This window comes from Nonomuraea rhizosphaerae, from assembly GCF_019396405.1.
GTDB lineage: Bacteria > Actinomycetota > Actinomycetes > Streptosporangiales > Streptosporangiaceae > Nonomuraea > Nonomuraea rhizosphaerae.
On sequence record NZ_JAHKRL010000216.1, the window covers coordinates 1 to 9,490 of the forward strand.

The 9,490-nt window shown below is 72.8% G+C and carries 11 protein-coding genes; 7 read left to right on the forward strand and 4 right to left on the reverse strand.

Annotation, left to right across the window (positions count from 1 at the left end; genetic code table 11):
- Positions 1 to 180 (reverse strand): response regulator transcription factor (locus KME77_RS10480; protein ID WP_372451165.1); only part of this gene is annotated, 180 nt, incomplete at its 3' end.
- Between the two features lie 6 nt (positions 181 to 186).
- Entirely contained in the window at positions 187 to 1,248 is a 1,062-nt protein-coding gene (locus KME77_RS10485) for a HAMP domain-containing sensor histidine kinase (protein WP_219464930.1), read from the reverse strand.
- Positions 1,249 to 1,580: 332 nt separating this feature from the next.
- On the opposite strand from KME77_RS10485, the gene KME77_RS10490 reads away from it, so the two are divergent.
- Both KME77_RS10490 and KME77_RS10495 read left to right on the forward strand, forming a co-directional pair.
- Positions 1,581 to 2,039 (forward strand): CBS domain-containing protein, encoded by a 459-nt coding sequence (locus KME77_RS10490; protein WP_219464932.1) that lies wholly within the window; start codon positions 1,581 to 1,583, stop codon positions 2,037 to 2,039.
- 2 nt (positions 2,040 to 2,041) lie between these two features.
- On the forward strand, positions 2,042 to 3,328 hold the full coding sequence (locus KME77_RS10495; RefSeq protein WP_219464934.1) for an ArsB/NhaD family transporter: 1,287 nt from the start codon (positions 2,042 to 2,044) through the stop codon (positions 3,326 to 3,328).
- A gap of 44 nt (positions 3,329 to 3,372) precedes the next feature.
- Here the strand turns inward: KME77_RS10495 and KME77_RS10500 are convergent, their stop codons facing one another.
- Together KME77_RS10500 and KME77_RS10505 are read right to left on the reverse strand one after the other, a co-directional pair.
- Positions 3,373 to 4,419 carry an LLM class flavin-dependent oxidoreductase gene (locus KME77_RS10500; RefSeq protein ID WP_219464936.1) on the reverse strand — a complete coding sequence of 349 codons (1,047 nt, stop codon included), beginning with the start codon at positions 4,417 to 4,419 and terminating at the stop codon, positions 3,373 to 3,375.
- 83 nt (positions 4,420 to 4,502) lie between these two features.
- Positions 4,503 to 5,195 (reverse strand): TetR/AcrR family transcriptional regulator, encoded by a 693-nt coding sequence (locus tag KME77_RS10505; RefSeq protein ID WP_219464938.1) that lies wholly within the window; start codon positions 5,193 to 5,195, stop codon positions 4,503 to 4,505.
- 157 nt (positions 5,196 to 5,352) lie between these two features.
- Here KME77_RS10505 and KME77_RS10510 point away from each other — a divergent pair, with 157 nt between their 5' ends.
- The 5 genes from KME77_RS10510 to KME77_RS29790 all read left to right on the forward strand — a co-directional run.
- Entirely contained in the window at positions 5,353 to 6,237 is an 885-nt protein-coding gene (locus tag KME77_RS10510; protein WP_219464940.1) for an SMP-30/gluconolactonase/LRE family protein, read from the forward strand.
- A 105-nt stretch (positions 6,238 to 6,342) separates the two neighbouring features.
- Entirely contained in the window at positions 6,343 to 6,870 is a 528-nt protein-coding gene (locus KME77_RS10515; RefSeq protein WP_219464942.1) for a DUF6939 family protein, read from the forward strand.
- Positions 6,871 to 7,082: 212 nt separating this feature from the next.
- Positions 7,083 to 7,739: a 3'-5' exonuclease gene (locus tag KME77_RS10520; RefSeq protein ID WP_219464944.1), complete on the forward strand. Its 657-nt coding sequence runs from the start codon at positions 7,083 to 7,085 to the stop codon at positions 7,737 to 7,739.
- Positions 7,740 to 7,794: 55 nt separating this feature from the next.
- The gene (locus KME77_RS10525) at positions 7,795 to 8,988 is read left to right on the forward strand and encodes an alpha/beta hydrolase family protein (protein WP_219464945.1); all 1,194 of its coding nucleotides are present in this window, start codon (positions 7,795 to 7,797) and stop codon (positions 8,986 to 8,988) included.
- A 256-nt stretch (positions 8,989 to 9,244) separates the two neighbouring features.
- Positions 9,245 to 9,490, forward strand: a 246-nt coding sequence (locus tag KME77_RS29790) for an ATP-binding cassette domain-containing protein (RefSeq protein ID WP_219464948.1), incomplete at its 3' end; no start/stop codon positions are given.

Consider the following 9,490-nt stretch of genomic DNA (forward strand, 5'->3'; position numbering starts at 1 on the left):
CGCGATGCGGGGGATGCCCAGGTCGCCCTGCCCGGCGGCGGCCCGCTCGACGGCCTCGGCGCCGTCGCCCGCCTCGGCGACGACCGTCAGGTCCGGTTCGGCGTCCAGGATCAGCCGCAGTCCGTGGCGGACGAGGGCGTGGTCGTCGGCCAGCAGGATGCGGGTCTCGCGCGGGTCCACCGTGGCTCAGCTCCGTTCCTTCGGGCCGGGGACGACCAGGCGCACGTCGGTGCCGCCGCCGGGCGGGGAGGTGATGGTCAGGCGCGCGCCGATCAGCAGCGCTCGCTCACGCATGCCGCGGATGCCGGCCCCGTTCTCGATCGTGCCCCCCTTCCCATTGTCGGTGATGCCCAGCGTCAGCTCGCCGGGGCCCGAGCTGACGGTCAGGCGCACCTCGCCGGCGCCGGAGTGCCTGGCCACGTTCGTGAGGCTCTCCTGGGCGATCCGGTAGAGGACCAGCTCGACGTCCCCGCTCAGCGACGGCAGCGCCGGGTCGATCACGCGGGTCACGGGGATCCCGCTGAGCTGGGTGAAGTCGCTGCTCAGCGCGCTGAGCGCGCTCTGCAGGCCGAGATCCTCCAGGACGCCGGGACGCAGCCGGCGGGCGACCTGCCGGACCTCGTCGAGGCTGGAGCGGACCGTCTCCTGGATGGCGCGCAGTTCCTCGCGCAGGTCGCCGGGCGCCCGGTCGCAGGCGTGCTTGAGGCCCAGCAGCACCACGGTGAGGCTCTGGCCGATCTCGTCGTGCAGCTCGCGGGCGATGCGCGCCCGCTCGCCCTCCTGCGCGGCCAGCGCGTGCGCGCTGCTGGCGGTCCGCTCGGACTCCAGCCGGTCGAGCATCGCGTTGAAGGTCTCGATGACGTGGGCGAGGTCGCCGTTCCCGCTGTCGGTGAGCCGGTCGCCGGTCCGTAGCAGGTCGACCCGCTCCATCAGCGTCGTGAGCGCGTCGAGCGGGGCCAGGCTGGTACGCAGCAGCAGCGCGTTGGCGGCCAGGATGACCGCCAGGCCGACGATCAGGACGGGCACCTCGGTCAGCACGATCGGCGAGGACACCGTGGCGGGCGAGAGCGCGAGCACGAACGTGCCGACGGTGAACACCAGCCCGTTGATCAGGAAGAGCCGCCGGAACAACGCCTGCGCGGGCGTCCGCGCGCCGGTCAAGGAACGCCACCCGTCGCGCCGCCACCCGTCGTGCCGCTCGTCGACCCGCCCCTCGTGCCGCTCGTGCCGCTCGTCCAGAACACTCATCTCACCAGGCTCACCATCGTGAACGCGCTTGTCCATCAGGCCGGTCCCCCATCACGTCGCGTGCCCCGTACACGTTCTACCCCCGCGCATATGGGTGCTGGACCCGATGGTGGGCGGCCGGGCGCGCCGATGGGATTGAAGCACCCGGCGAAGGCACCGGACCGAGGCACGAACCGAGGCACGAACCGAGGCGCCGGAGCAGGGCGCCGAGCAGGCATCACGCATGGAGGAGCAGCCATGACCCCGCCCATCATCCTGACCGCCGCCGACGCGCGGGCCACCACGTGACCACCTCAGCGACGGGTCACCCGGTCGCCGAACGGGATGATGCCATGCAAGCACGCGACATCGCTGTGACCCTGCCGACCGTGACCGCCGACGACCCCGTCACCAAGGCGGTGCGGGTGATGGCGCTGGGCAGGCTGCCCGGCCTGGTCGTGGTGGACGACCGGGCGCGCCCGTGGACGGTGCTGCCGGGCACGCAGGTGCTCCGGCTCGCGGTCCCCGGCGCGTACCAGGAGGACCCCGTGCTCGCGCACACGATCGACGAGGCCCACGCGGACCTGTTCTGGCAGGAGCTCGGCGACCGCAGGGTGGGCGACTGCCTGCCGCGCCAGCCGGCCAGGCCGGTCACGGTGTCCCTCGACGCCACGCTGCTGGAGGTGGCCGCGCTCATGGCGCGGATGCGCAGCCCGCTCGTCGCGGTCCTCGCCGAGGACGGCACGCTGTTCGGCGCGATCACCCTGGAACGCCTGCTCACCTACCTCGCGCTCGCCGATCCGGCCGGGTGACGATGGGTGCCGCGATCGCACTGACGATCTTCGTCGTGGCGTTCTTCTTCGTCGCCACCGAGAAGGCCAACAAGGTCAAGGTCGTGCTCATCGCCGCGGGCGCGATGGCCGTGCTCGGCCTGATCCCCGGCGCGCAGGTGTTCTTCTCCGAGCACGAGGGCATCGACTGGAACGTCATCTTCCTGCTGCTCGGCATGATGATCATCGTCGGGGTGATCAAGCAGACGGGCGTCTTCGACTACCTGGCGATCTGGGCGGCCAAACGGTCGAAGGGGCGGCCGTACCGGCTGATGGTGATGCTGATGGCCATCACCGCCGTCGCCTCGCCGTTCCTGGACAACGTCACCACGATCATGCTCGTCGCCCCCGTCACCGTGGTGGTGTGCGACCGGCTGCGCATCCCGGCGCAGCCGTACCTCATCGCCGAGGTCCTGGCCTCCAACATCGGCGGCGCGGCGACGCTCATCGGCGACCCGCCGAACATCATCATCGGCAGCCGGGCGGGCCTGACGTTCAACGACTTCCTGGTCCACATGGCGCCGGTGGTGGTGGTCGTCTTCGTGGTGTTCGTGCTGTTCACGCGGCTGCTGTTCCGGAAGTCGTTCCACTACGACCCCGCGCACGTGGCCGCCGTGATGGCGCTGCAGGAGCGGCGCGCGATCACCGACCCGCGGCTGCTGGCGCGGTGCCTGGTAGTGCTGGCCGCCGTCGTGGCCGGCTTCGCCCTGCACGCGGTGGTGCACATCGAGCCGTCGATCGTCGCCATGGTGGGCGCGGGCGTCATGCTCCTGGTGTCCCGCGCCGACGTCCCGGACGTGCTGCGCGAGGTCGAGTGGCCCACCCTGGTCTTCTTCATGGGGCTGTTCGTCATGGTGGCGGGGCTGGTGCACACCGGCGTCATCGCCACGATCGGCACCTGGACGGTGGCGGCGTTCGGCACGGACTACTTCCTCGCGGCGACGGCGCTGCTGTTCGGGTCCAGCGCCCTGGGCGCCTTCTTCGACAACATCCCGTACGTCGCCACCATGGCGCCCATCGTGGAGGACCTGGTGGCCACGACGCCGGACCCGGGGACCGGGCAGGCGCTGTGGTGGGCCTTCGCCCTCGGCGCCGACTTCGGCGGCAACGGCACCGCGGTGGCCGCCAGCGCGAACGTCGTCGCCATCGGCATCGCGGCGCGGACGGGGCACCGCATCACCTTCTGGCAGTTCACCAAGTACGGGATCGTGGTGACGGTGCTGAGCACGGTGATGGCGTGGGTGTACGTCTGGCTGCGGTACTTCACCTGACCCGCTCCTTCCTGTGCGGGCCGCGGCGGCCGGCGAGGGACGGATCAGATGGCGAGGCCGGCGAAGGCGGCCATCTCGGCGTCGGGATCGATGACCGGCTGGATGACCAGCTCGTCGACGCCGGCCCGCTCCAGCCGCCCGATCCGGGCGGCCAGCTCGTCGGGGCCGCCGACGAGGCCGATCGTGTCGATCAGCGACGGCAGGACCAGGTCGCGGTCCTCGGGCGCGATGCGGCCCAGGTAGTTGCGGTACAGCACCTTGTGGCGGTCCGTGGAGGTCGCGGTCGTGCCGCGCCGCGACAGCAGCCGCTCGACCGCGGCCTTCTGCTCCTCGGGGAGGTTCGCGGCGGTGGACGGGTTGTCGGCCGCGAAGGTCAGCAGCGACAGCGCGATGTGCCCCATGGCGTCGCGGGCCGCGTCGCCGTACGGGTCCTCGCCGTGGGCGAGGACGTGCATCGAGGTCATCACGTAGGAGTCCGCCTCGGCCCGCTGGCCCGCCGCGGTGGCCGACTTCTCGCGTTCCTCGGTGAGGGCCGTCCACACGCCGGGGTCGAGCAGGCCGAAGGACAGCAGGCCGCTGCCGCGCCGCCCGGCGACGGCCGCCGCCTTCATCCCGAACGCGGCCACCACGAACTCGATCGGGTCGGTCGTGTTGACGTACGGGCCGACGTGCAGGAACTCCACCTCCCGGGTCCGGTCGCCCTCGCGGTACGCGGCCGAGCCGCCCGAGCACAGCGCCTGGAGCGAGGCGGTGAAGCTCTCCAGCTCGGCCATGGTCGTCGGCAGCATGCCGAGGGTGCGGCGCGCGGTGTTGCCGGTGCCGATGCCGCAGATGACCCGTCCCGGCGCCAGCGCGTTCAAGCCGGCGAAGTGGTTGGCGGCGGCCGGGGCCGACCGCAGTGCCGGGGAGGTGACGCCGACGCCGAGCTTGATCCGGCTGGTGGCCTTCGCGCACAGGCTGAGGGCGGCGAAGGGGTCGCCGTGCAGCATGGGGGTGTCGTACACCCAGAAGCTGCTGAACCCCAGGGCCTCCGCCCTGGCCGCGAGCTCCTCCACGCCCACGTGCGCGGTGACCACGATTCCCTTACGCATGGTGTTTCTCCTCGTCGGTCAGGGGCGCGTGGGGTGCCTCGGTTGGTTACTAAGCGCATAGTCAGCCTGAGGCGGGCGGCCTGTCAAGGCTGGGACGGCCGGGCCGGCCCGGGGGCGTCGTGGGTGACCATGGTCAGCGCGAGGCCGGCGTAGAAGTCGCCGATCTGCTCGGGCGAGTCCGGGCCGTCGAGCCGGTACCAGCGGACCAGGTCGATGCTCAGCGACAGCATCGCGCGGGTGATCCGGTTGACGTCCACCGGCCGGAACGACCCGTCCGCGACCCCGCGGGCGACCGCGTCCCGGAAGAACGCGTTGGTCCGGTGGCGCAGTTCGAGCACCTCGTCGTAGTGCTGCGCCGTGAGACCGGCCAGCTCGTACTGGCAGACCCGGGCCGCCACGTGGTGGCGCGCGTGCCACCTGGTGTACCGGGACACGATCGAACGCAGCCGCTCCGCCGGGCTGTCCTCGACCAGGGCCGCGGGGTCCTGGACGTAGGCCAGGACGCCCTCGTGGCCGGCCCGGACGATCTCGAACAGGACCAGTTCCTTGGACGGGAAGTGCACGTAGAGCGCCCCCGGGGTGAGGCCGATGCCCTCGCAGATGTCGCGCGTGGTGGTGGCGTGGAAGCCGTTGGCGGCGAAGCAGCGCACCGCCCAGGTCAGCAGGCCGCGCGGCACCTCGCCGAGCGCCGGCGTCCACAGGTCGGAGGAGCAGTCGCGCAGGCGGGGGTCGCCCGCCAGCTCCCGCGCGGTGAAACGGGCCTGCCGTCTGGCCATACGCGACTCCCACTCTCCCAGCTCCCGCGCTGTGAGCCTTGACACCCGGCAGCCTAGCGACTGACTATGCGCTTAGTCATCGCAATGCGAGGGCCGCCGGTGGCGGAGCCGCGGCCCGCCCGGTACGAGTATGCGCTCCGCCTCGAGGAGGACGAGCATGGCCGCGAACCCGATCACGGTGGCCGAGGGCTTCCACTTCCTGGAGGCGCCGCGCTGGCGCGACGGGCGGCTCTGGTTCTCCGACTTCTACCTCCACCAGGTCCTGTCCATGCGCGAGGACGGGTCGGACCAGCGCGTGGAGGCCACCGTCCCCGAGCAGCCCTCCGGCCTGGGGTGGCTGCCCGACGGGCGGCTGCTGATCGTCTCCATGCGCGACCGCAGGCTCCTGTGCCGGGAGCCGGACGGGACGCTCGCCGTCCACGCCGACCTGTCCGGGCACGCCGGCGGGCACCTCAACGACATGGTGGTGGACGGACAGGGCCGCGCCTACGTGGGCAACTTCGGCTTCGACCTGATGGCCGGCGCCCCGCTGGAGCCGGCCGCGCTGCACCGGGTGGATCCCGACGGCCGGGTCACGGAGGTCGCCGGCGATCTGTGGTTCCCCAACGGCAGCGTCATCACGCCCGGCAACGTGCTCGTGGTGAACGAGACGTTCGGCAACCGCGTGACCGCCTTCGACCTCACCGATGAGGGTGAGCTGGTCAACCGGCGGCCGTGGGCCGAGTTCGGGCCGCTGCCGTCCGAGCGCGGGATCGGCCAGGCGCTGGCGGAGCTGAGCGTCGCCCCCGACGGCGCGTGCCTGGACGAGAAGGGCGGCCTGTGGGTCGCCGACGCGATCGGCGACCGCCTGATCCGCGTGGTGGAGGGCGGGACGGTCACGGACGAGGTCAGGCCGGGCGGGCCCGTGTACGCGTGCGCCCTCGGCGGCGCGGACGGGGCGACGCTGTTCGCCTGCACCGCGCCCGACTTCCACGAGGCGGCGCGGAAGGCCGCGCGCGAGGCCCGCATGGTCGCCGTCGCGGTCGCCGTCCCCGGGGCCTGAGGTCGCTCACGGTCCGACACCGGCCGGATGATTCGCACTCCGAGGGACGGCCGGGTGATTCTCACTGTGAGGAAAACTGTCGTACCCGCGTGACAGGCTCCCCGCATGCCTGTTCACGTTGCGAGCCGCCGCCGCACCACCCTCCACCGCGACTTCCCGGGCGCGCTGATCCTCGACGTCACCTCCCGGGCCGCCGAGCCCTGGGTGCGCCTGAGCCCGTTCTACCCGCACGGCGGCATCCCGGTGCCCGGCCACCCGGACCGGACGTCGCAGTCCGTCGAGGGCGTCTGGCAGGCGCTGAAGGTGTTCGCCACCGAGCCGGAGGACTTCACCAAGCTCGGCGTCACCACGATGAAGGGGATCAAGCGGACGGTCCGGCGGCTCGGCCCGCCGCTCGGTCACCGGCTCGACGGCCGCCTGCTCGGCTACGAGGAGGCCAGGCGCGCCCTCTACCTGCCGGCCTACCGCTGGATGCTCGACCACCGGGCCGCCGACCTGGTCGGTGAGCTGCGCGACCTCGCCGGCCGCCGCACCGTGGTCCTGCTCGACTACACGACCAACGGTGACGTGGCCGACCTCTCGGCGCCGCTGTCGCACGCCGCGCTCGTCGCGCGGCGGGTCGGCGAGCCGTGACCGGCCTCGTACCGTTCCATACCTGATGGGCGGAACGTCAGCGTACGACGGCCGCGTCTGCGAAGCTGTGCGGCAGCCCCTTGGCGAGCGATCACGAACGGCACCCGCCCGCGACCGGCCGAGCACCGGCCGAGCACCGGCCGAGCACCGGCCGACCACCAGCCGACGATGACCGCCCGCCGCGAGACGACGAGCCCCCTCCAGGAGCAACAGTGCCTGACCAGCCGTGGACGACCGCGCCGATCGTGACCGTCGACATGGTGGGCACCGGCGCCCAGGACGGCCACGACGAGCGCATCCTCGAGGTCGCCACGGTCCCGCTGGTGAACGGCCGCCCGGACATGAGCGACGCGTGGAGCGTCACCCTGAACCCGGGCCGGCCGGTCGCCCCGCGTCCCGCTCAGCCGGCCTCCCCCGAAGCGACGGACGCGCCGCTGCTCGAAGAGGTCGCCGGCGAGCTGACCCGGCGGCTGGACGGCCGGATCATCGCGGGCCACAACGTCGCGGTCGACTGGCGGCTGCTGCACCACCGGCTGCCCGCCATCACGCCCGTGGCGCTGATCGACACCACCCGGCTGGTCCGGCTGCTGCTCCCGGACGCCAGGCGGGGCAACCTGGCCCACCTGGTCGACCGGTACGACCTGGCGAAGGACCTGGCCGAACTCGCGCCGCAGGCGGGCTGGCGGCGCACGCTGCGTGACGCCACCGCCGCCGCGCTGCTGCTCGGCACGCTGGCCGGCCGGCTGCCGGCGGGGACGGGCACGACGCTGGAGGCGCTGCTGCGGGCCGCGGGGCTCCCGCTGCCGGTCGAGGAGCACACCGAGCACGTCTCCCCCGCCGGCCCGGACCAGAAGCCCCTCGCCCCCTGACCGCAGCGCCACTAAGGTAAGCCTTACCTTGTTTCGCGCGAGGAAGGTGGAGAGCGTGGCCACGTACCGGAGCCTGTCCTTCAGCGGTGAGATGTTCGACTTCGCGTTGCACCGGGTGCTGGGGTACGCGCCCTACGGAGGGGCCGCGATCGGCGAATGCCTCCAGGCCGCGGGGAAGATCGGCGACGGCGACATCGTGAGCTGGTCGGCGGCCTGGGACGAGGTGGCCGCCGGCGTGCGGGCGCGGGCGGAGGCCGCGCTGGCGGCGGGCCACGAGGAGACGGCGCGCCAGGCGTTCCTGCGCGCCCACAACTACTACCGGGCCGCCGCGATCTGGCGCACCCACGACGACCCGCTCCACCTGGCCTCCTGGACGGCGAGCGTGGAGTGCTTCGCCGGGGCCGGCGCCCTGCGGCGGCCTGCGGCGCTGCCGCTGCGGATCCCCTACGAGGGGACGACCCTGCCGGGCTGGTTCGTCAAGGCCGTCGCCGACGACCTGCCGCGGCCCACGCTGATCGCGATGGGCGGCGGCGACGCCTCGGGAGAGGAGTCCTACTTCCACTGCGGCGGCGAGGACGCGGCGCGCCGGGGCTACAACCTGCTCCTCTTCCACGGCCCCGGGCACCGCGGCGCGCTGCACCAGGACCCGTCCCTCGTGTGGCGGCCCGACTACGAGGTCGTCATCTCCTCGGTCGTCGACCTGCTGGAGAGCCGCCCGGACGTGGACATGGACCGGCTGGCCGTCTACGGCGTCAGCCTCGGCGGCTACGTGGTCCTGCGGGCGGCCGGGGCCGACCAGCGGATCAGGGCCGTCGTCGCCAACTCGCCGGTGCTGGACTTCCACGAGGTCGCCACCACTCCCCCGGCGCCCTCGGACGCCCCCAGGCCGGCGCCCTCGCCGGAGCTGATGCGGCACATGCTGGACCTGTACCGGTGGACCTACGACCGGTGCATCTCCTCCAGGGCGGACTTCCTCGACCGCATCACCGGCTTCACCGCGTACCGGCTCGTGGAGAAGATCACCTGTCCCGTGCTGGCGCTGAGCTCGGAGGGCGAGCCGCCCGGCGCGCTGAGGCAGAGCGAGAGGCTGCCCCAGGTGTGCGGCGCGCCGATCACCGCGCGGCACTTCACGGCGGCCGAGGGGGCCTGCGCCCACGTCCAGTTCGACAACATCCCCCTGGTCACCGCGACGATCTACGACTGGCTGGACGACGTCCTCGCCCCTGGCCCCCGTACGACGCCGCGATGAACCGGTCGAGCCGCACGGCTCACTGGGCCGGTGCGGGAGCCGTTCCGGCTGGTGGATGATCGGGCAGGTCCGTACCAGCGCGGACGTGCTGGAGCACCGGGAACAACCTGGCCGTCGCCTGCAACGCGGCGCGTGCGGGCCGGCTGCACGGGCTGGAGTCCGGGGTGGCTCCTTGGCTCAAGGGGGGCCAGCACCACCACGGTGACGCTGGGCAGCGTGATTGGTGGCGGCGCGCCGCGCCGGTTGGCTTGGCGGTATGGATGAAGCAGGCGTAAGCCAAGCAGAGACGTACCGGTCGGGTGTGCCGCAGGCGGTCGTGCTCCGGGCGGTCCGCAAGGTGTACGGGACGCGCGCCGCGACGGTGACCGCCCTGGACGGCGTCACCCTGGGCTTCGAGCGCGGCACGTTCACCGCCGTCATGGGCCCGTCAGGCTCGGGCAAGTCCACGCTGTTGCAGTGCGCGGCCGGGCTGGACCGGCCGACGTCGGGTGGGGGGTTCGTC

Bases quoted from the DNA above. Each gene is read 5' to 3' on its own strand.
- KME77_RS10495 (WP_219464934.1), top strand. From the start codon at position 2,042: ATGGGTGCCGCGATCGCACTGACGATCTTCGTCGTGGCGTTCTTCTTC.
- KME77_RS10505 (WP_219464938.1), bottom strand. From the start codon at position 5,195: ATGGCCAGACGGCAGGCCCGTTTCACCGCGCGGGAGCTGGCGGGCGAC.
- KME77_RS10490 (WP_219464932.1), top strand. From the start codon at position 1,581: ATGCAAGCACGCGACATCGCTGTGACCCTGCCGACCGTGACCGCCGAC.
- KME77_RS10500 (WP_219464936.1), bottom strand. From the start codon at position 4,419: ATGCGTAAGGGAATCGTGGTCACCGCGCACGTGGGCGTGGAGGAGCTC.
- KME77_RS10510 (WP_219464940.1), top strand. From the start codon at position 5,353: ATGGCCGCGAACCCGATCACGGTGGCCGAGGGCTTCCACTTCCTGGAG.
- KME77_RS10485 (WP_219464930.1), bottom strand. From the start codon at position 1,248: ATGAGTGTTCTGGACGAGCGGCACGAGCGGCACGAGGGGCGGGTCGAC.
- KME77_RS10515 (WP_219464942.1), top strand. From the start codon at position 6,343: ATGCCTGTTCACGTTGCGAGCCGCCGCCGCACCACCCTCCACCGCGAC.